Annotated in this window: 18 protein-coding genes and 1 tRNA gene; 6 read left to right on the top strand and 13 right to left on the bottom strand. The window is 72.8% G+C overall.

Annotation, left to right across the window (positions count from 1 at the left end; all coding sequences use genetic code 11):
• Positions 1 to 12: 12 nt before the first annotated feature.
• Positions 13 to 996 (bottom strand): helix-turn-helix transcriptional regulator, encoded by a 984-nt coding sequence (locus ACFVS0_RS16495; protein ID WP_430588563.1) that lies wholly within the window; start codon positions 994 to 996, stop codon positions 13 to 15.
• Between the two features lie 92 nt (positions 997 to 1,088).
• Here ACFVS0_RS16495 and ACFVS0_RS16490 point away from each other — a divergent pair, with 92 nt between their 5' ends.
• Together ACFVS0_RS16490 and ACFVS0_RS16485 are read left to right on the top strand one after the other, a co-directional pair.
• Positions 1,089 to 1,613, top strand: a complete 525-nt coding sequence (locus ACFVS0_RS16490) for a VOC family protein (RefSeq protein ID WP_430588562.1) — start codon at positions 1,089 to 1,091, stop codon at positions 1,611 to 1,613.
• A gap of 555 nt (positions 1,614 to 2,168) precedes the next feature.
• Positions 2,169 to 2,438: a tyrosine-type recombinase/integrase gene (locus tag ACFVS0_RS16485; RefSeq protein WP_430588561.1), complete on the top strand. Its 270-nt coding sequence runs from the start codon at positions 2,169 to 2,171 to the stop codon at positions 2,436 to 2,438.
• 4 nt (positions 2,439 to 2,442) lie between these two features.
• Here ACFVS0_RS16485 and ACFVS0_RS16480 read toward each other — a convergent pair whose 3' ends face one another.
• From ACFVS0_RS16480 to ACFVS0_RS16470, 3 genes are read right to left on the bottom strand one after another with little or no spacing between them, the layout of a single operon-like run.
• A complete protein-coding gene (locus tag ACFVS0_RS16480) occupies positions 2,443 to 3,405 on the bottom strand; it encodes a hypothetical protein (protein WP_430588560.1) in 963 nt (320 codons plus the stop codon).
• Complete coding sequence (locus tag ACFVS0_RS16475; RefSeq protein ID WP_430588559.1) at positions 3,392 to 3,940, bottom strand: DUF6932 family protein; 549 nt, start codon at positions 3,938 to 3,940, stop codon at positions 3,392 to 3,394. Before ACFVS0_RS16475 ends, ACFVS0_RS16480 begins: the two co-directional genes overlap by 14 nt.
• Positions 3,937 to 4,407, bottom strand: coding sequence for a helix-turn-helix domain-containing protein (locus tag ACFVS0_RS16470; protein WP_430588558.1), 471 nt, complete (start codon positions 4,405 to 4,407; stop codon positions 3,937 to 3,939). The genes ACFVS0_RS16475 and ACFVS0_RS16470 overlap by 4 nt, the downstream gene beginning before the upstream one ends.
• A gap of 179 nt (positions 4,408 to 4,586) precedes the next feature.
• Here ACFVS0_RS16470 and ACFVS0_RS16465 point away from each other — a divergent pair, with 179 nt between their 5' ends.
• Positions 4,587 to 4,832 (top strand): helix-turn-helix domain-containing protein, encoded by a 246-nt coding sequence (locus ACFVS0_RS16465; protein WP_430588557.1) that lies wholly within the window; start codon positions 4,587 to 4,589, stop codon positions 4,830 to 4,832.
• A 418-nt stretch (positions 4,833 to 5,250) separates the two neighbouring features.
• On the opposite strand, the gene ACFVS0_RS16460 is transcribed toward ACFVS0_RS16465, so the two are convergent.
• Positions 5,251 to 5,323: transfer RNA gene (locus ACFVS0_RS16460), tRNA-Thr, on the bottom strand.
• A gap of 138 nt (positions 5,324 to 5,461) precedes the next feature.
• Between ACFVS0_RS16460 and ACFVS0_RS16455 the strand changes: the two genes are divergently transcribed.
• A complete protein-coding gene (locus ACFVS0_RS16455) occupies positions 5,462 to 6,364 on the top strand; it encodes a PrsW family glutamic-type intramembrane protease (protein ID WP_430552421.1) in 903 nt (300 codons plus the stop codon).
• A 10-nt stretch (positions 6,365 to 6,374) separates the two neighbouring features.
• Here ACFVS0_RS16455 and ACFVS0_RS16450 read toward each other — a convergent pair whose 3' ends face one another.
• From ACFVS0_RS16450 to tmk, 5 genes are all read right to left on the bottom strand, one after another.
• The gene (locus ACFVS0_RS16450; protein ID WP_430585847.1) at positions 6,375 to 7,988 is read right to left on the bottom strand and encodes an alpha/beta hydrolase; all 1,614 of its coding nucleotides are present in this window, start codon (positions 7,986 to 7,988) and stop codon (positions 6,375 to 6,377) included.
• 41 nt (positions 7,989 to 8,029) lie between these two features.
• Entirely contained in the window at positions 8,030 to 8,635 is a 606-nt protein-coding gene (locus tag ACFVS0_RS16445) for a hypothetical protein (protein ID WP_430588556.1), read from the bottom strand.
• On the bottom strand, positions 8,632 to 10,317 hold the full coding sequence (locus tag ACFVS0_RS16440) for an enoyl-CoA hydratase-related protein (RefSeq protein WP_430585845.1): 1,686 nt from the start codon (positions 10,315 to 10,317) through the stop codon (positions 8,632 to 8,634). Before ACFVS0_RS16440 ends, ACFVS0_RS16445 begins: the two co-directional genes overlap by 4 nt.
• Positions 10,318 to 10,425: 108 nt before the next feature.
• On the bottom strand, positions 10,426 to 11,577 hold the full coding sequence (locus tag ACFVS0_RS16435; RefSeq protein WP_430552417.1) for a DNA polymerase III subunit delta': 1,152 nt from the start codon (positions 11,575 to 11,577) through the stop codon (positions 10,426 to 10,428).
• Positions 11,574 to 12,266, bottom strand: coding sequence for a dTMP kinase (gene tmk, locus ACFVS0_RS16430; protein WP_430563983.1), 693 nt, complete (start codon positions 12,264 to 12,266; stop codon positions 11,574 to 11,576). The genes ACFVS0_RS16435 and tmk overlap by 4 nt, the downstream gene beginning before the upstream one ends.
• Before the next feature lie 102 nt (positions 12,267 to 12,368).
• Here tmk and ACFVS0_RS16425 point away from each other — a divergent pair, with 102 nt between their 5' ends.
• A complete protein-coding gene (locus tag ACFVS0_RS16425) occupies positions 12,369 to 12,785 on the top strand; it encodes a pyridoxamine 5'-phosphate oxidase family protein (RefSeq protein ID WP_430563982.1) in 417 nt (138 codons plus the stop codon).
• A gap of 22 nt (positions 12,786 to 12,807) precedes the next feature.
• Here ACFVS0_RS16425 and ACFVS0_RS16420 read toward each other — a convergent pair whose 3' ends face one another.
• Both ACFVS0_RS16420 and ACFVS0_RS16415 read right to left on the bottom strand, forming a co-directional pair.
• Complete coding sequence (locus ACFVS0_RS16420) at positions 12,808 to 13,869, bottom strand: Gfo/Idh/MocA family protein (protein WP_430588555.1); 1,062 nt, start codon at positions 13,867 to 13,869, stop codon at positions 12,808 to 12,810.
• 46 nt (positions 13,870 to 13,915) lie between these two features.
• Positions 13,916 to 14,374 (bottom strand): MarR family winged helix-turn-helix transcriptional regulator, encoded by a 459-nt coding sequence (locus ACFVS0_RS16415; protein ID WP_430552413.1) that lies wholly within the window; start codon positions 14,372 to 14,374, stop codon positions 13,916 to 13,918.
• 73 nt (positions 14,375 to 14,447) lie between these two features.
• On the opposite strand from ACFVS0_RS16415, the gene ACFVS0_RS16410 reads away from it, so the two are divergent.
• The gene (locus ACFVS0_RS16410; protein ID WP_430588554.1) at positions 14,448 to 14,654 is read left to right on the top strand and encodes a hypothetical protein; all 207 of its coding nucleotides are present in this window, start codon (positions 14,448 to 14,450) and stop codon (positions 14,652 to 14,654) included.
• A gap of 29 nt (positions 14,655 to 14,683) precedes the next feature.
• On the opposite strand, the gene topA is transcribed toward ACFVS0_RS16410, so the two are convergent.
• On the bottom strand, positions 14,684 to 17,437 hold the full coding sequence (topA, locus tag ACFVS0_RS16405; RefSeq protein ID WP_430588553.1) for a type I DNA topoisomerase: 2,754 nt from the start codon (positions 17,435 to 17,437) through the stop codon (positions 14,684 to 14,686).
• Between the last annotated feature and the right edge of the window lie 101 nt (positions 17,438 to 17,538).

Below are 17,538 nucleotides of genomic sequence, written 5' to 3'. Positions count from 1 at the left end.
GCAGGTCCGCGGTCACGGCGCCGTCGCGCCGTCCGTGCCGTTCGTACCCGGAGGACGCGTCCGCTCGTGGACGTCGTCGAGGTGCGCGCGCAGCTCGGGCGGCCCGTGCACGACGAAGCCGCAGTCTGCCGCCAGCAGACGCAGCGCCAGCCACGCGACCGTGTCCGGGGTGCTGCGCCACCGCGTGCCGTCGCCGTCGGCGGCGAGCGTGCCGTCGCCGAGGTGGTCGGCCAGGCGCTCCCGGGCGACGGCGAGGGGGAGGCGCAGCGTGACGTCCGCCCGCACCGTGGGCGCCATCGCCGCTTCGTCCCGCTCCAGGTGCGCGGGGACGTCGGCGGCGCGCAGCTCGTGACGCGACGGCGCCCCGGTGGCCCGCGGGTCGCTGACCCGGTCGGCACGGAAGGTCCGCCAGTCGTCGCGGTCGAGGTCGAACGCCACGAGGTACCAGCGCCGTCGGACGACGACGAGCTGCTGCGGCTCGACGTGCCGTGGCCCGCGACCGCCGCCCCGGGCCTCGTAGGTGAGCCGGACCCGCTCGCGGTTCGCCGCCGCACCGGCCAGCACGGTGAGGACGTCGGGATCCACGGCTCCCCCGGCCGGCCGCTCCCAGGTCATCGCGCTCGCGCCGAGCGTCCGGACGCGGTGCCGGAGCCGGGACGGCAAGGACCGGCTCAGCTTGGTGAGCGCGCGGACCCCCGCGTCCTCGAGGCCCGGGAGGCCGTGCACGGCGACGGTGCGCAGGCCGAGCGCGACGGCCACGGCCTCGTCGTCCTCCAGGAGCAGGGGCGGCATGGAGGTGCCGGCCACCAGGCGGTACCCGCCGTGGGCGCCGAGCGTGGCCTCGACGGGGTAGCCCAGCTCGCGCAGGCGGTCGACGTCGCGGCGCACGGTGCGCGGGGTGACGTCGAGCCGCTGCGCCAGCTCGCTGCCCGACCACACGCGGGCGGTCTGGAGCAGCGACAGCAGGGCGAGCACGCGCGAGGTGGGTCCGGTCATGGCGACATCGTCTCGCCGATCGCGGACAGGAACAGTCCTCTTTCATGCCTAGCGTGGGGGAACCAGCGCACGCATTACGACGGGAGAGCACCATGACCGCACGTCAGAGCACCGCCCCGGACGGCTACACGACCGTGGCCCCGTGGGTCGTCACGGACGACACCGGCGCCTTCCTCGACTTCGTCACGGAGGTGTTCGACGGCGAGGAGATCGCCCGCGTCGCCACCGAGGACGGCTCGATCGGCCACGGCGAGACCCGCGTGGGCGACACCGTCGTGCTCGGGTTCGACCGTCGCCCCGAGTGGCCCGCCATGCCCAGCCTGCTGCGCGTCTTCGTGCCCGACGCCGACGCAACCTTCGCGAAGGCCGTCGCGGCGGGCGCGCAGGTCGTGACGGACCTCTCCGACAGCGCCTTCGGTCAGCGCGGCGGACGCGTCAAGGACCCGTTCGGCAACGTCTGGTGGGTCGTGAGCCACGTCGAGGACGTGCCCGAGGAGCTCGTGTGGCAGCGCCTGCAGCAGCCCGGGTTCGCCGACCAGATGCGCGTCGCGCAGGAGACGCTCGACGCCGAGCTGAGCGGACGGTCGCACGGCCGCAGCAGCGCGCCCGTGCGCTGAGCACCGCGGGACGACGAAGGCCCGGAACCGCGAGGTTCCGGGCCTTCCGTGCTGAGCCGCCTATCAGAATCGAACTGATGACCCATTCATTTCCAGAATAAATCTGCTGACACTCTGGCATCACCGAAAGCGCGTGTGACATGCAAAAAGACAACCCGCGGACAACCCGGGGATAGCCCAAGATGTACCCCAAGATGTACCCCAGAATCGAGGCGACGTGAGACGGAGCGAGCAGGCCAGGCGGAGGCAGTACGGCACCGGAGGCGTGAGCTACGACGCCAAACGCGGCCGCTGGATCGGGACGATCGAGGTCGGCTACACCCGCGCCGGCGGCCGCCGACGCATCAAGGTCTCCGGCAAGACCAAGGGCGAGGCGCAAACCAAGCTCCAGGCCCGCCAGAAGCAGATCATCCGCGAGGGCGTTCCCGCTGCCGGCACCCGCCGCCTCACCGTCAAGGCCTGGGCCGACGACTGGCTCGAGATGACCGCCGACAAGGCCCGCAGACGGCCGCCGGGGACCGCAAGGCCTGGCGCGCCCTGCAGGACGAGGCGCAGGTGGCCCGGGTTATCGACGGACCCGCGCGTCCCGGCGTCCAGTACGACGACCGCGGCCCGAATCTCGTCGGCCGCTATTACGTCCCCCACGAGGCCCGGCACACCACTGCCACGATCCTGCTCGAAGCAGGCGTGTCCGAGCACGTCGTCATCGCGATCATGGGTCACGCCAGCATCATCACGAGCCGCGGATACCAGCACGTCTCTCAGTCGCTCGCCCGCCGCGCACTCGACGACGTTGCAGGCCGCCTCGGGTTGGTAGCAGGGTGAAAGGTCAGACTTCGTCCAGCCTCTGAATTGACTTGGCGGTGTACTTCACCGAGACCTCGCCACCGGGCTTGCGTACCTCGACAGCATCCGCGATGACGCGTACGCGACTCCCCCAGACAGCGTTCTTCAACGCGTCCGCCGGCAGCTTCGACCCACGCACGTACTCCCAAGTGCCGAGGTCCGTCTCGATCGCGAGAGCCGTCTTGTCGCTGATCGTGTGCAGGACACCGACGACTTCCGCTTCACCATGATCAAGCTCCCGCGACGCGATCAGCGCCGACAGTCGCCCGGCGTCCGACGCGGGGAGAATGGCGCGCCGAGTCGGCTTGCCCGGCTCGCGCCACGTCACATCTGTCTCGAAGTCACCCACGGAGAGCATCTTGCTGAATTCGCGCAGCGCTGCCGCAGCTCTTGGCCCGAGGTCCGAGATCTCGTTGAGCAGCGGCCCTTCGTCCGCGTCGGCAGGCAGCGCTCGGGCAGCGTCAAGGAGGCCAATGACTTCGCTCACGGCCTCATCCGTACGCTGCGTCCGCGGCTCGTCGATGAGCTGGATATCACCGTCTGGCCTGAGCTCCTGAGCGGGGGTGATCTCGGGCATGAAGTCCAATACGACGGACCCGACATAGGGGCTCGCCGCGAGCCGCAGGTGAGTCCGAGCGAGTACCGGCGCAGGGAAGGATCCACGCAGGTTGCGGTAGCCCTCCTGCGCTGCCCCCACGGCGGTGACCAGCCGCTGGAACGTGGTCATCACTTCCCCGACCGCAGCCATGCGCGCCGCCGAACCCTCGACCCCTCTCCCGGCCAGGTGAAGGGTGCCGGTGGAGACCATCGAGCGCCCTGGGAGCTCCTCACCCCCGACGGCTTCCATCGCCCGTCGGGCGAGGTCGTCCGGTGTCTTCCAGGTCGCCGGCTCCGCCGCGGCCAGCAGACGTTCCTGGACAGCACGGGCACGCTCACTCATGGCCATCGAGGTTCACCTCCAGGTAACCGCGTCGCGGAATCGAGTCCAAACGTGAGGGAGGAGCCCCCTTCGCCCCCGAACGCAGACGCAACCAGAGGTCGTCCCAATAGCCGCGCTGCCGGAGGTACTGCATATCCTCGGGCCCCCGCGGAGCCGCAGTCCCATTCGACACCCACGGTACGACATAGGCGTCGACCCGCAGCCCGACGCCGTGCAGCCATCCGGGCGTCGTGAATGTCTGTAGAGCGCTGGCGGTGGTGGCATCAGCCGCAGCCCGCTGGAGCTCCGTGTCCTCGACCCAGTACACGACGTCGATATCACCCGGTTCGGGCTTCGTCGTCAGGAACGACCCCCCGAGCCATGCGCAGGCGATCCGGACGTGCGAGGCCAGGATCGTCGTAGCGTCGAGCCACTCCTCCCACAGCTCCTCGCGCCGCGGCAACGGGAACGGCTCGACCAGGGCCGCCCGTATCTCAGGGATCGTCGCGGGGAAGCGCCCGACCGGCAGCGCGCCGGTGTTGGCGTCGAACTCCGGGATCACTCGTGGGCCACCTTGCCGCGGCTACGCGACGAAAGAAGGCGTTCCGCAGCGGCGGAGACCCCACCGTCCCGTGAAGGACTGCTGTCAACCCCACTCACGCGGACCGCAGCTGCGGACTCACGCGGCGCGGCTGCTTCCTCCACGACGTCACGGGGAGCGGCGTCGTTGCGCTCGCGCAGGAGCTCCTCGACCCGGCGCTGAAACTCCTCAAGGCGCTCGACCCGCTCGACGAGACCGCTGAGGTCCTCGAGGGTCACATGCTTCGCCGGCACAGCCTCAACGACGGCCGCTCCATCTACGGCGATGGGCCCCAGGACATTGGCCGCCAGCCTGAAGGCGCGCTTCGGGGGCGACGCCGAGCGCTCCCAGTTGCCCACGGTGCGCAGGCTCACCCCAGCAAGCTCGGCGAACCTCGGGCGCGACATGCCCGCTCGCTCCCGGGCCGCCCGGATGTCCTCGCCGTCCATATGGGTAACTCTGACAGGCAACCTCAGGCAAGACGAACTGGCGCGACAGCATTTCACCCCCCGGATACCAGAAAACCAAGGGTGTAACTCACGCCCATTCCTGCTGGCAGGACCGATAATTGCCCATCTTGCCTGGCACCTGTTGCATGTCTTGCCTGAACTTGCCTAGACTGCCAACCATGCACCAGAGACTCCTCCACGGGCCCGCCGTTCGGGCCCTGCGCGAGGCCCTCGGGATCAAGCACGGGGTGTTCGCCGTCGAAGTCGGGATCAGCCCCGGCTACCTCACACACGTCGAGAAGGGCGCCAAGCAGCCCTCCCCCGCGGTCGTCGCGTCCATCGCGAAGCGCCTCGGCGTCTCCATCGACCAGATCACCTACTTGGTGAGCGCGGACGCGAAGGCCTCACCGACGGTGGCCGCCTGATGGACCTCGCCGTGATGACGTCGCCCCTCGCCCTCGACCTCGCCGGGGCCGCCGCACTCACTCCGTTCACCGAGAAGGTGATCCGCGCGGCCATCACCCAGACGGATCCCACCGCATGGCCACCGCCGCTTCGCGCGAAGGTCGTCGGCCGCATGACCGACGGCCGGCCCCGCAAGTACATCGTCCTCGTCGACGACCTCAAGCAGTGGCTGGAGGGGCCGTCGGGGGCAGGATGGTGGTCTCGGTCATGGCTGGGGTCCCTCCGCTCTGGACGACGTCGTACGACGACGGAGGATGGCACGGGTGCAGCGCTTCTCCCGCATGTACCCCGAGATGTACCCCAGGCCCCCAGACCAGCCTAGGGACGCGAAACGGCCCGGCACCTGATTTCCCAGGTGCCGGGCCGTTTCTGTGTCGGAGCCGCCTATCAGAATCGAACTGATGACCTATTCATTACGAGTGAATCGCTCTACCGACTGAGCTAAGGCGGCGTGCCGCGCACCGGTGCGGAACCGGATCAACGGGCGCGCCTACAGTACCCGACGCGCGGGGCCGTCTCCAAAACCGCAGGCTCCGGGCCGCGCCGCTTCCGCGCGACAGGCCGTGCTGACCTCCGCATACTCGTGCCCATGCAGCCCACGACGACGCAGAGCACGGTCATCACCACGGGCCGAGGGTGGTGGTGGAAGACGCTCGTCCTCGGCATCCTGCTGTGGGCCGTCACCGCCGTGGTGACGTTCAGCACCCAGAACTCGAACCTCATCCCGACGGTGATCCTGCTGGGCAGCTTCCTCGTGCCGTTCAGCGTGGTGCTGTTCGTCGTGGAGAAGGCGCACGGCTCGATCGACATCATGCTGCTGCTGGGGGCGTTCTTCTTCGGCGGCATCTTCGGCGTGCTGGGCGCGTCGATCCTGGAGTCGCACCTGTCGCCGTCGCTGTGGATCTACGTGGGCGTGGGCGCGATCGAGGAGGCCGTGAAGATCGCCGTGTTCCTCGTGGTGGGCGCGCGGGTCGCCGAGAAGACGGGGCTCAAGGGCGCTCTCCTCGGCGCGACGGTCGGCGCCGGGTTCGCGGCCTTCGAGTCCGCGGGCTACGCGTTCAACGCGAGCCTCACCCGCCTGGGCCAGATCGACCTCAACGCCCTGCTGCAGACGGAGGCCGTGCGCGGCCTGCTCACGCCGGTCGGGCACGTGCTGTGGACGGCGATCCTGGGCGCGGCGATCTTCGGCGCGGCGTCGGCGGCCGGGAGGTACCGCTTCACGGGCGGCGTCGTGCTCGCCTACCTCGCGGTGGTCGCGCTGCACGCCCTGTGGGACTCGATGGGCTTCATCTCCGCCTACCTCGCGCTCAAGGTCACGGGCGGCGTGCACTACGAGCTCGCCTACGGCCAGCTGCTGCCGGTCGCGTCCGACAACGCCTCGACGTGGTCGACCGTGTTCTACGTCCTCGGGCTCGTCGTCATCTCCGTGCTGGGCGTGCTCGCCCTGCGGCACTGGGCGCGCGCGAAGCGCCCGGCCGAGGTGTCCGTCTGAGCCCGAGCCGTCAGCAGGTGGTGCCGTCCGCCGGCACGTCCCCGTCCACGAGGTAGGACTCGACGGCGTCGGCCACGCAGCCCCGCGACGGCTGGTAGGCGGTGTGCCCCTCGCCCTGGTAGGTGAGCAGCACGCCGGAGTCGAGGGTGCTCGCCAGCCCCTCGGCCCACACGTACGGCGTGGCCGGGTCGTTGGTCGTGCCGACGACGACGATGGGCGGCGCGCCCTTCGCCTCCAGGTCGAACTCCTGCTCCACCTGGGGGTACTCCGCCCCGGCGCACGTCAGCCCGCCGTAGCCGAAGAACGAGCCCATCGTCGGCGCGTCCTTCTCGATCGCTGCGGCGTCGGCCCGCATCTGGTCGACGTCGGTCGTGGCCCGGTCGTCCAGGCAGTTCACGCCGCGCAGCGCCTCCTCCGAGTTGGACGAGTAGCTGCCGTCCGCGTTCCGGTCGAAGTACTGGTCGGACAGGTAGAGCAGCACGTCGCCGGTGCCCTCGTTGATGGCCTCGTCCAGGCCCTGGGTGAGGGCGGGCCAGCTGCCCTGGTTGTAGAGGGTGACGGCGATGCCGTAGAAGGCGAGGCTCTGCGTGACCGTGCGCCCCGAGCTGGACGTGGGGTACGGCCGCTCGAAGGCGTGGTCCAGCACCTGCCGGATCTGCCGCATGCCGTCGTCGACCGAGCCGGTGAGCGGGCAGTCCGCGCCCGCCTGGCAGTCCTGCACGTAGGCCCGCAGCGCGTTCTCGAAGCCGACCGCCTGCCCGTGGGAGATCTCCTCCGAGCTCAGCGTGGTGTCGATCGCGCCGTCCAGCACGAGACGGCCGGCACGGTCCGGGAACAGGCCCGCGTACGTCGCGCCGAGCTGGGTGCCGTAGGAGAAGCCGAGGTAGTTCAGGGCGTCGTCGCCGAGCACCGCGCGCAGCATGTCCATGTCGCGAGCCGCGCTCTGCGTGTCCACGTGGCCGAGGACCTCGCCCGAGTTCTCGGCGCACGCCGCGTTCCACGCCTCGTACTCCTCCTGCATCGCCTGGAGGCCGGCGTCGGTGCTGCGGTCGAAGTCCTTGGCCAGCGACTCGTCCTTGCGGGCGTCGTCGAAGCACGTGAGCGGGGTGGAGCGCTGCACGCCGCGCGGGTCGAACCCGACGATGTCGAACGCGTCCTGCAGCCGCTTGCCGAACGTCGCGCCACCGCCCTGCGCGTCGCCGCGCACGAAGTCGACGCCCGACGCACCCGGCCCGCCGGGGTTCACCAGCAGCGAGCCCTCCGGGTCCTTGCCGTCCGCAGGGTTGCGTACCAGGGACAGCTCGATGCTGCCCGCGTCCGCGTCCTGCCAGGACAGCGGCGCCGACGCCGTCGCGCACTGCAGGCCGTCCTCGCAGTCCTCCCACTCGAGCGACTGCCCGTAGTACTGCTCGAAGCCCTCGGGGGCCTGCGACGCGGCGGGCCCGGAGGCCGGGCCCACCGGCGACTGCTCCTTGGCGGGCGACGTGCACCCGGCGAGCAGCACGGCCGCGGCGACGACGGCGGCGGCGCCGCGCGGGCCCGAGCGTCGGAGGCTCGAGCGACGGAGGCTCGCGCGGAGGGAGGTCGTGCGGCGGGCGGTCGGGCGGCGCTCGTCGGAAATCACCCGCCCAACCTACCGTCGCCGCGGACCCCGGTCCGACGTGCTCAGCCCGCGGCCGGGACCCAGGCCACGGGGCCTGCCGTGGCGTCCTTCGCGCGCGGCCTCACCTCGACCTCGCCCAGGTCCCCGAGGCGCACGGTCACCGGCGTCCCCGCGTCGGCGTCGGACGGGACGGCGACGGCGCTCGTCGTCGGCGCGTAGTCCATCGTGCACGGGCCCGGGTCCGGCTCCACCATGCCGACGACGACCACCTCGTGCGCGTCGTCCCAGGCGGCCTCGGCCTCCGCCACCCGCGGGCACGAGCTCGACCCGTACGTCACCACCAGCAGCACACCGGGGGTGGGCGACCAGGCGGCCCCGGCGGGGCTGTCGAACGTCCCCTCGGCGCCGTCAGGCAGGCCGCGCACGTGCTCCCCGGGCTCCGGTGCGGCCGCGCCGTCGGACGGTGCCGGGCTGGATGAGGGGCCGGCCGGCGAGCTCGGTGAAGGGCTCGACGACGGCGCTGCCGGCGACGACGGCGCGGGCGAGCCCGACGTCGACCCGCTGCCCGGTGAACCACCGGACGCGCAGGCCGTCACGAGCACGGCGAGGGCGGCCACGGCGCCGGCCAGCAGGGGACCGCGGAGGGCGCGGAGGGTGCGATCCGTCACCGGGCGACCGTCTCGCGGACGTCCGCGAACCGCAACCGCTCGGGCGTCTCCTGCGGGGCCGCCTTGCGCAGGAAGTCGCGCCGCTTGGCCGCGAAGCCGCGCCGGTCGTCGAAGAGGTCGCGCGCCATCTCCGCGAGCTCGATCGTGCGGTAGTACGACAGCGGACGGCGGGGCGCGCGCACCTGGGCCGCGGCCGCGACCTCGGCCCGGCGCTCGGGCGTCGTCAGCGCGGCGGCGCGGTCGGCCAGCCACCCGGCGAACCGCTCCGGGTCGCGCGGGCCGACGGCGTCCACCAGGCCGGTCCGCGCCGCCTCCGCGACGGACACCGGCAGCTTCGCGCTGAGCAGCCGGTCGGCGTCGACCTCGCCGAGGCGGGACGCGACGGTCCACGTGTGGAGCTCGGAGCCGAAGATGCCCATGTCGTAGTACGGGTTGAGCACGACGCCGTCGCGCGCGACGACGACGTCGGCGCACAGGCCCGCCATCACGCCGCCCGCGCCCGCGTTCGCGGTGAACGCGGCCACGGTGAGCTGGTCGGCCGCGGCGATCGCCTCGCACAGGTCGTCGATGGCCTGGATGTTGGCCCACGCCTCGGCGGCCGGGTCGGCGGCCGCCTCGATCGCGCCCAGGTGGATGCCGTTCGAGAACGCGTGCTCGGTGCCGCGCACCACGAGCACCCGCGTGTCCTCCGTCAGGGCCTTCTCGACCGCGGTCGTGAGACGGCGGCACTGCTGGGTGTGCATGGCGCCGCTGTACGACCGGATCGTGAGGTAGCCGACGTCGCCGTCGCGCTCGTACACGGACTCGGCGAGAGCGGCCGGCGCCGGGCGGAACGGCACGCCGGCGACGTCGAGCACCCACGACGCGGGCAGCTTGGTGCCGCGCTTCTCGGCCAGGGTCGCGGCGTACCCGACCCACAGGGTGCCGTCGCCGGTGGCGATCGCCACGGCGTCCTCGTCGCGCCCCACCACCATGCCGGGGGCGGCCAGCGGGTCCACCGGCTCGGGGACCGCGACGGCGTCGAACAGGCAGAAGCGCGCGCCCTGGAGCGTCGCGGGGGCGCCGGGCGCACCGTCGGCCGCCGCGATCGTGCGCGCCAGCTCGGCGGCGGGGCGGGACAGGTCGAGCTCGAACGCCGCCCGGCGCAGCAGCGGCAGCTCGCCGGTTCCCGGCACCTCGCGCTCGAGCCGGTCGGCGGGCGTCGGGTCCTCCCCCGCCGCGACCTTGCGCAGCACCTCGTCGACGCACGCCAGCGCGGCGTCGGCCACGAGCCCGTTGTACAGGGCGCTCTTGGCGACGGGGACCGTGGGGAGCGCGAACGTCGACGTCGCCCACACCGGGCCGGCGTCCATCTCCTCCACCGTGGACAGCGCGGTCACGCCCCACCGGTCGCGGCCGTCGAGGATCGCGTGGTCGAGGGAGGACGGACCGCGGTCGCCCACCGGTCCGGGGTGCACGACGACGGTGGTCCAGCGCCGCCAGACGTCCTCGGGCACCCGGTGCTTGAGGAACGGCGCGAGGATCAGGTCCGGGCCGATCGCCTCCACCCGCGCCGTCAGCTCCTCCGGCGAGCCGAACGCCGGCGCCAGCTCGACGCCCACGTCGTGGCCCCGGTCCGCCAGGTGCCCCCACACGCGTTGTGTGAGCCCGTTGAACGCCGAGACGAGCAGCAGGATCCTCATGCCAACCCCCAGTCTGGTCATGGGGCCACCATGGCCCCCGCCGCGGAACACCTCACCGCATGAAGGGGTGATGAGGCAACTGTCGCCCGCGAGACCCGCGCGGGGTGGTCACCCCTGGGGGCGGAGCGCGACGGCCATCGCCTCGAGCGCCAGGAGCGGCGCCACGTTGCCCTCGAGCCGCTCGCGGGCGACGCCGATCGCGTCCATCCGGCGGATGGTCTGCTCGGGCGTCGAGTCCGCGGCGAGCGCGCGCACGGTGCCGTCGTGCTCGGCGTTCACGAGGTCGACCGCGGCGCCCAGCTGCACCACGAGCACGTCCCGGTACAGGGACAGGAGGTCGACCATCGACCGGTCGAGCACGTCGCGCTGGCGGCGCGTGGCGCGCCGCTTCTGGTCGTCCTCGAGCTGCTTGAGCTGCGAGCGCAGCCGGGGCGGCAGGGTGTCGCCGTCCTGCACGCCGAGGGCGCGCATCAGCTCCGCCTTCTCGACGGCGTCGCGCTCCGTCGTGGCCGCCACGGCCTCGGCCTTCGCGACGTCCACCAGCTCCCCCGCGGCGAGGACGGCGTCCCCGACGCCGCGGATGCGCCGCGCGATCTCGAGGACGGCGTCGCGACGCTCGCGCGCGTCGGCGTCCCGGGCGAGCCGGCGGGCGAGCCCGACGTGCGACTGGGCGGCGCGCGCCGCGGTGAGCGCGACCGCCGGGTCGATGCCGTCGCGGCGCACCAGCAGGTCCGCGACGTCCTGCGCGGGCGGCACGCGCAGCACGACGCCACGGCATCGGGACCGGATGGTGGGCAGCACGTCCTGCGCGCTCGGGGCGCACAGCACCCAGACGGTGTGCGGCGGCGGCTCCTCGATGGCCTTGAGCAGCACGTTGGTGGTGCGCTCGGCCATACGGTCCGCGTCCTCGACGACGATCACGCGGTAGCGGCCGGAGGACGGCGTGCGTGCCGCGGTCATGATGAGGTCGCGCACCTCGTCGATGGTGATGACGACCTTGTCCGTGGCGACGACCGTGAGGTCCGGGTGCGTGCCTGCCAGCGTCGTCGTGCAGGCGCGGCACCGCCCGCAGCCACCGGTCTCGCCGTCGGTGCCGGTGCACTGCAGCGCCGCGGCGAACGCCCGCGCCGCGACCGACCGGCCCGAGCCGGGCGGGCCGGTGAGCAGCCACGCGTGCGTCATCGCGGCCGGATCGGTGGCAGCGCGGCGCAGCGTGGCGACGGCGTCCGGCTGGCCGACGACGTCGTCCCACACGCTCACGCGCGACCCTCCCCGGCCTTGTCCCCCTCGGTGTCCTGCACGGTCGCGGCCTCCTCGACCACGGGGGTGAGGTCGAGCCGGGCGGCGACGTCCACGCGCACCTGTGCCTGCACGTCGTCCAGGCTCGCCGAGGCGTCCACGACGACCCAGCGCTCGGGGTCGGCGGCGGCCCGGCGCAGGAACGTCTCCCGCGTGCGGCGGTGGAACTCGTCGCCCGCCCGCTCCAGCCGGTCCGGCTCGCCCGACAGCCGGGCGGCCCCGACCAGCGGGTCGAGGTCCAGCAGCACCGTGACGTCGGGCAGCAGGTCGGCCGTGGCCCACAGTGAAAGCGCCTCGATCTCCTCCTCCGACAGCTCCCGGCCGCCGGCCTGGTACGCCACGGAGGAGTCGAGGTAGCGGTCGGTGACGACCACGGCCCCGCGCGCGAGCGCCGGCCGCACCACCGTGGCGACGTGGTGGGCGCGGTCCGCCGCGTACAGCAGGGCCTCCGTGCGGGGGTCGAGGTCCTCGCCGTGCAGCACCTCCCGGCGCAGCGTGGCGCCCAGGTCCGTGCCGCCGGGCTCCCGCGTCACGACGACCTCGCGGCCCGTGACCTCGTGCAGCCACTCGCCCAGCAGGCGCACGTGCGTGGACTTGCCGGCGCCGTCGCCGCCCTCGAACGAGACGAAGTACCCGGGTGCGCTGCTCACGCCGGACACCCTAGCCGTGACCGACGACACCGCCGCCCGCCGTAGCGCCGGGCACCGTGCGGGGGCACGATGGCAGTGATCCCTCGACACGCAGGAGGTTCGATGTCCACCCAGCCGCAGCCGTCCCAGACCGTGCTCACCGAGGAAGAGTCCTGGTCGCTGCTCGCCGGGCAGAAGATCGGCCGGTTGGTCACGTCGGTGGCCGGCGAGCCGGAGATCTTCCCCGTGAGCTTCGCGGTCGCCGACCAGCGCATCTTCCTGCGCACCAAGCCCGGCACCAAGCTCGCCGAGGTGACGATCAGCCCTCGGGTCGCGTTCGAGGCCGACGAGATCGGCGACGACGGGGCGTGGAGCGTCGTGGTCAAGGGCCGCGCCCAGATCCTCGAGCACGAGGACGACCTGGCCGAGGCGCGCACGACCGGGCTCGTCAGCTACCTCGAGGACGGCAAGACGGTGTGGATCCGCATCGCGCCGAGCGAGGTCTCCGGCCGCCGGCTCGTGCCGGGCGACCTGCGCTGACCGTCCCCGCCGAGGGCCCGGGTCACTCCCCCGGGTAGACGACGCCCACCTGGCGGCGGACGTCGTCCATGGTGCGCATGACCTCGAGCGTGCCGTCCCACGACATGCGCGGGCTCTCGACGTCCCCCGCCGCGACGCGGCGCGCCACCTCGGCGGCCTGGTACTGCTTGCCCTCGCCGCGGAAGCCGTCGTACGCCCAGGTGGCGCCGTCGTGCCGCTCGACCGTGAACGACGTCGGCGCGTAGAACGTGCGCGCCACCTCGATCCGCCCCTCGGTGCCCGAGATCACGGCCGTGTTCGCGGTGCGCGCCCACAGCGTGGTGGACAGGGTGGCCTGCGTGCCGCCGGGGTAGCCCAGCACCATGCCGATCTGGCCGTCGACGCCCGTCTCGGTGAGCGCGCCGACCGCAGTGACGGTCTGGGGCGCGCCGAGCAGGTCGTGCGCGAAGGACACCGGGTAGACGCCGAGGTCCAGCAGCGCGCCGCCGGCCAGGCCCGGCGCGTAGAGCCGGTGGGCGGGGTCGAAGGGGAACTGCTGGCCGTGGTCCGCGATCACGCCCACGACGCGGCCGATCTCGCCGCGCGCGATCACGCCGCGCAGCGCCGCGACGTGCGGCAGGAACCGCGTCCACATCGCCTCCATGACGAAGACGCCGGCCGCGCGCGCGGCGTCGAGCACCTCGCGCGCCTGCGCGGTGTCCTGGGTGAAGGCCTTCTCGACGAGCACGTGCTTGCCCGCCCGGATCGCCAGCAGCGCGTGCTCGTGGTGGTGCGAGTGCGGCGTCGCGACGTACACGACGTCGACCTCGGGGTCGGTCACCAGCGCGTCGTAGTCGCCGTGCGCTCGCGCGCCCGGCGCGTGGGCCGCCGCGAACGCCTCGGCCTTGGCCACGTCGCGCGAGCCCACCGCGACGACCGACGCCGCCGTGTGCTGCCGGACGCCGTCGGAGAAGGACCCGGCGATGTTGCCGGCGCCGAGCACGCCCCAGCGCACGGCCGGAGCGGTCCGCGGGTCGGGCACCGTCCCGGCGAGGTCGTCGGTGGTGAGGCCGGGCGCGAACGAGGCGGGTGTGACGTCGGTCATGGCCGACACGGTACCCGCCGGACGGCGGCCCGCGGAGGGTCGGGTCTCAGGCCGGGACGCCGCCCGACGCCGCCACCACCCGGTTGGCGACGTCCCGCACCTGCTCCAGCTCCACCAGGCTCAGCCCGCTCGCCGCGACCACCTTCGCGGGCACCTCCTCCGCCTGGTCCCGCAGCGCGCGACCCGTCGCCGTGAGGTGCAGCTCGACGACGCGCGCGTCGCCGGCGCCACGGCGGCGCTCCAGCAGGCCCTGGCGCTCCAGCCGCTTGAGCAGCGGCGAGAGCGTGCCCGGGTCGAGCAGGAGCCGCGCGCTCAGCCCGGTGACCGTCGTCGTCGCGCCGGCGCGGTCGTCCTGCCACAGCCCGAGCATCACGAGGTACTGCGGGTGGGTGAGCCCGAGCGGCTCGAGGATCGGGCGGTAGATCGACACCATCGCCCGGGCGGCCGCCGAGAGCGAGAAGCACACCTGCGCCTCGAGGCGCAGCGGGTCGGCGGGCAGGTCCATGCGCCCACCCTACGAGTCGGCATATAGTTGGCGCACCAATGGTTGGCCCACCAAGCTTTGCTGAGGGAGTGTCATGGCACGCCGCGAGGACGACGACCGGACCTGGGGCATGAAGGTCACCGAGAGCCTCCTGAGGTTCTTCGGGCCCGCGTCGATCCGCCGTACGCCGCCGATCCCGCCCAGCGCGGAGGACCTCGCCCGCGACGCCGCGCTGCGCCGCTCCCTGCAGCGCGTCACCCACCCCGACGGGCACGTGTACCTCGTCGAGCGCGAGGACTGACCGCCTCAGGTCGTGCGAGCGCCGTCGCGCTACTTCTTGGCGGCCGGCTTCTTCGTCGCCGGCTTCTTCGCGGCGGGCTTGCGCGTCGTCGTGCGCTTCTTGGCCGGGCCGGCCGCCCGCTTCTCCGCCAGCAGCTCGACGGCCCGCTCGGGCGTGATGCTCTCGGGCGTCAGGTCGCGCGGCAGCGTCCGGTTGGTCTCGCCGTCGGTGACGTACGCGCCGAAGCGGCCGTCCTTGACCACGATCGGCTTGCCGCTGGTCGGGTCGTCGCCCAGCTCCCGCAGCGGCGGGGTGGCCGCGCGGGCGCCCCGCCCGCGCTTCGGCTCGGCGTAGATCTTCAGCGCCTCGTCCAGCGTGATGGTGAAGAGCTGCTCCTCCGACGCGATGGTCCGCGAGTCCGTGCCCTTCTTGAGGTACGGGCCGTAGCGGCCGTTCTGGGCGGTGATCTCGTCGCCCGACTCGGGGTCGGTGCCCACGACGCGCGGCAGCGACAGGATCTTCAGCGCGTCGTCGATCGTCACCGTCTCGAGCGTCATCGACTTCAGCAGCGACCCGGTGCGCGGCTTCGGCTGCGCGGCCTTCGCCTTCTTCTGCGCCGCCGCCGAGAGGCTCGGGTCGATCTCCGGCAGGTCGAGCACCTCGGTGACGTACGGGCCGTAGCGGCCGTTCTTCGCGATGATCTCGTTGCCCGACACCGGGTCCGTGCCGAGCACCTTGCCGTCCTCGGCGCCGGCGGCCAGCAGCTCGCGCGCCTTCGCCACGGTGAGCTCGTCGGGCGCGACGTCGTCGGGGATGGACGCGCGCGGCGGGCTCTGCCCCTCCTCGACCTCGGCGCCCAGGTCCTCGACGTACGGGCCGTACCGGCCGACGCGCACCCGGATGCCCTCGCCGATCTCGACCGAGTTGATCGCCACGGGGTCGATCTCGCCGAGGTTCTCCACCAGCTCGTGCAGGCCCCAGCCGGTGCTGTCGCCCGAGCCGTCGCCGAAGTAGAACCGCGTCAGCCAGGCCACGCGGTCCCGGCTGCCCGACGCGATCTGGTCGAGGTCGGCCTCCATCTCGGCCGTGAAGTCGTAGTCCACCAGCCAGCGGAAGTGCTCCTCGAGCAGCTTCACGACGGCGAACGCGAGCCAGGTGGGCACCAGCGCCTGGCCCTTGGTGCGCACGTAGCCGCGGTCCTGGACCGTCGAGATGGTCGCCGCGTACGTGGACGGGCGCCCGATGCCGAGCTCCTCCAGCGCCTTGACCAGCGACGCCTCCGTGTAGCGGGCGGGCGGCGTGGTCGAGTGCCCCTCGGCGGCGAGGTCGTCGCCGCGCAGCGGGTCGCCCTCGGCCATGCGCGGCAGCCGCGCATCCTTGCCCGACGCGCCGGCGCCGTCGCCCTCGGCGACGTCCGTGCCCTCCTCGTACGCGGCCAGGAAGCCACGGAAGGTGATGACGGTGCCGGACGCCGAGAACACGGCGTCGCGGCCCGCGAGCTCGCCCGCGGCGCCGGTCAGCGAGGCCGCGAGCCGCACGGACGCCGTCGACCCCTTGGCGTCGGCCATCTGCGAGGCCACGGTGCGCTTCCAGATCAGCTCGTACAGCTTGAACTGGTCGCCGGAGATCTCGCGGGCCACCTGGGCGGGGGTGCGGAACGAGTCGCCCGCGGGGCGGATGGCCTCGTGCGCCTCCTGCGCGCCCTTGCTCTTGGACGCGTACAGGCGCGGGGCGCCCGGCACGTACTCGGGGCCGTACAGCTCGGCCGCCTGCCGACGCGCGGCGTCGGTGGCCTCCGCGGACAGCGACGGCGAGTCGGTCCGCATGTAGGTGATGTAGCCGTTCTCGTACAGCGCCTGCGCGGTGCGCATCGCCTGGCGCGCGCTCATGCGGAGTTTGCGACCGGCCTCCTGCTGCATCGTCGAGGTGGTGAACGGCGCGGCCGGCTTGCGGGAGTAGGGCTTGGTCTCGAGCGACCGGACGGCGAAGGCGGCGTCCGCGAGGCCCGCGACGACGGCGCGCGCCGACGCCTCGTCGAGCTGGACCACGCCGGTGCGCACCTTGAGGCGGCCGCGGTCGTCGAAGTCGCGGCCGGACGCCACGCGGTCGGCCCCGAGCCCGGTGAGGCGGGCGCGGAACGCCTGCCCGGAGTCGTCGCCCTCGGTCGGCGCGAACTGCCCGGTGACGTCCCAGTAGTCGGCGGGGACGAACGCCATGCGCTCCCGCTCGCGCTCCACGACCAGCCGCGTCGCGACGGACTGCACACGGCCCGCGGAGAGGCCCTGGCGCACCTTGCGCCACAGCACGGGCGAGACCTCGTAGCCGTAGAGGCGGTCCAGGATGCGGCGGGTCTCCTGCGCGTCGACGAGGTCCTCGTCGAGCTCGCGGGTGTTCTCCAGCGCCCGCAGGATCGCCTCGCGGGTGATCTCGTGGAACACCATCCGCTTGACCGGGACCTTCGGCTTGAGCTCCTGGATGAGGTGCCAGGCGATGGCCTCGCCCTCGCGGTCCTCGTCGGTGGCGAGGTAGAGCTCGTCGGCCTCCTTGAGGGCCTTCTTCAGCTCGCGGACCTTCTGCTTCTTGTCCGCGTGCACCTCGTAGTAGGGGTCGAAGCCGTTGTCGACGTCGACGGCGAACTTGCCGTACGGGCCCTTCTTCATGTCCGTCGGCAGGTCGCGCGGCTGCGGCAGGTCGCGGATGTGCCCGACGCTCGCCTCGACCTCGAAGTCGTCACCGAGGTAGCCCTGGATCTTGCGGGCCTTGGTGGGCGACTCGACGATCACGAGCTTGCGTGGCTGGGGCATCCGTTCCTGCTTTCCCTGGTGCTGCGGCGGTGCGGGCGGCGTGCTGCTGCGGTGGTGATGGTGGCCGGCCGACCGGTCATGTCACGGTACGACATCTGCTC

The sequence above is a fragment of the Isoptericola sp. NPDC058082 genome, assembly GCF_042885055.1.
In the GTDB taxonomy this organism is placed as follows: Bacteria; Actinomycetota; Actinomycetes; order Actinomycetales; family Cellulomonadaceae; genus Isoptericola.
The sequence above is the reverse complement of the archived record's forward strand: the minus strand, read 5'-3'. Positions and strand labels throughout refer to the sequence as shown.

Coding starts and splice junctions, on each gene's coding strand:
- topA (WP_430588553.1), bottom strand. CDS start 17,437: ATGCCCCAGCCACGCAAGCTCGTGATCGTCGAGTCGCCCACCAAGGCC.
- ACFVS0_RS16425 (WP_430563982.1), top strand. CDS start 12,369: ATGTCCACCCAGCCGCAGCCGTCCCAGACCGTGCTCACCGAGGAAGAG.
- ACFVS0_RS16420 (WP_430588555.1), bottom strand. CDS start 13,869: ATGACCGACGTCACACCCGCCTCGTTCGCGCCCGGCCTCACCACCGAC.
- ACFVS0_RS16410 (WP_430588554.1), top strand. CDS start 14,448: ATGGCACGCCGCGAGGACGACGACCGGACCTGGGGCATGAAGGTCACC.
- ACFVS0_RS16465 (WP_430588557.1), top strand. CDS start 4,587: ATGCACCAGAGACTCCTCCACGGGCCCGCCGTTCGGGCCCTGCGCGAG.
- ACFVS0_RS16490 (WP_430588562.1), top strand. CDS start 1,089: ATGACCGCACGTCAGAGCACCGCCCCGGACGGCTACACGACCGTGGCC.
- ACFVS0_RS16455 (WP_430552421.1), top strand. CDS start 5,462: ATGCAGCCCACGACGACGCAGAGCACGGTCATCACCACGGGCCGAGGG.
- ACFVS0_RS16415 (WP_430552413.1), bottom strand. CDS start 14,374: ATGGACCTGCCCGCCGACCCGCTGCGCCTCGAGGCGCAGGTGTGCTTC.
- ACFVS0_RS16470 (WP_430588558.1), bottom strand. CDS start 4,407: ATGGACGGCGAGGACATCCGGGCGGCCCGGGAGCGAGCGGGCATGTCG.
- ACFVS0_RS16480 (WP_430588560.1), bottom strand. CDS start 3,405: ATGGCCATGAGTGAGCGTGCCCGTGCTGTCCAGGAACGTCTGCTGGCC.
- ACFVS0_RS16495 (WP_430588563.1), bottom strand. CDS start 996: ATGACCGGACCCACCTCGCGCGTGCTCGCCCTGCTGTCGCTGCTCCAG.
- ACFVS0_RS16440 (WP_430585845.1), bottom strand. CDS start 10,317: ATGAGGATCCTGCTGCTCGTCTCGGCGTTCAACGGGCTCACACAACGC.